We start from the raw sequence: 503 nt of genomic DNA, 5'->3' as shown, positions 1-503 counted from the left end.
ATGGACCTATCGCGCTTCGCTATGCACGTGGTAATGGAATCGGTGTGAAAATGGATGAAGAGCTTAAAGAAATCCCGATTGGCACGTGGGAAGTACTTAGAGAAGGTAGAGATGCTGTCATTCTTACATTCGGCACGACCATTGAAATGGCAATAGAAGCTGCTGAAAACTTAGCGAAACAAGGTAAATCTATTCGAGTTGTTAATGCACGTTTTATCAAACCTTTAGATGAAAACATGCTTCATGAAATTTTCACTGAACATATTCCAGTTTTAACGATTGAGGAAGCTGTTTTACAAGGTGGATTTGGTAGTGCTGTTTTAGAGTTTGCCCAAGAAAATAACTATTACCAAACAAAAATTTCTCGTATAGGAATCCCAGACCGTTTTATTGAACATGGTAGTGTTTCCAAATTGCTTGAAGAGATCGGTATGACGACAGAAAATGTCATTACCCAGCTTAGAGCAATGATACCTGAAAATGAGAAAAAGGAACTTAGATCT

At 38.4% G+C, this 503-nt stretch carries 1 protein-coding gene; it reads left to right on the top strand.

The window, feature by feature from the left end:
- Nucleotides 1–503, top strand: a 503-nt coding sequence (locus I8J29_RS33590; protein ID WP_276316374.1) for a transketolase C-terminal domain-containing protein, incomplete at both ends; no start/stop codon positions are given.

It is taken from the genome of Paenibacillus artemisiicola (assembly GCF_017652985.1).
GTDB lineage: Bacteria > Bacillota > Bacilli > Paenibacillales > Paenibacillaceae > Paenibacillus_Z > Paenibacillus_Z artemisiicola.
Note: the sequence above shows the minus strand (reverse complement) of the source record. Positions and strands in the feature narration are given on the sequence as shown.